The 204-nt window shown below is 38.4% G+C and carries 1 pseudogene; it reads right to left on the reverse strand.

Features of this window, described 5'->3' with window-relative positions:
- Positions 1-20: 20 nt before the first annotated feature.
- Positions 21-204 (reverse strand): annotated as a pseudogene (locus tag JR005_RS15325) (IS4 family transposase); the annotation flags it as partial.

Consider the following 204-nt stretch of genomic DNA (forward strand, 5'->3'; position numbering starts at 1 on the left):
TCACTGCTGTCCCACAAATATCACAAGAAGAACCTCAATTGAGGTTCTTCTTGTTTTCGCCATTTTNATCAGGCACAAAGAGTGACCTTAAAAGTTTCCTTTCAAATAAATTGACCTGAATAATTCTCAGTAAACGCTGAACACTCCATCCTTCTTGTGCCATGTGTTTAGCGAAGTTCACAGCAAATAGGCGATTAATGCAAT

The sequence above is a fragment of the Acinetobacter sp. Colony158 genome (assembly GCF_019264745.1).
GTDB lineage: Bacteria > Pseudomonadota > Gammaproteobacteria > Pseudomonadales > Moraxellaceae > Acinetobacter > Acinetobacter ursingii.